Raw genomic sequence first — 268 nt, 5'->3', positions numbered from 1 at the left:
TGCGACTGTATTTTCCAAGGCTTCCAAATCGGCAGCCGCTTGCAGATTTTGCAGGCGCTCGTCGATTTCTGCCAACTTTTGCGGCAACTCTTCCGGCTCAATGCGATATTTGCGCGCCATGCTCATCAATTCGCCCATACGGCTTTCTTGTGCGGCCAATTCATTAGGATCGATATCGCTGCGACCGGCTACATCGCGCATATTGGCACTGATTTCACCCAATTCTGCTTCAATACTTGCCAACATATTCAGGCTCTCGGCAAAGCGC

At 51.1% G+C, this 268-nt stretch carries 1 pseudogene; it reads right to left on the bottom strand.

The features are described from left to right. Positions 1-268: pseudogene (locus tag ACTHS3_RS17960) on the bottom strand (DNA repair protein RecN); the annotation flags it as partial.

The sequence above is a fragment of the Neisseria sp. P0009.S007 genome (genome assembly GCF_051962515.1).
This window is presented reverse-complemented; position numbering and strand designations above follow the sequence as displayed.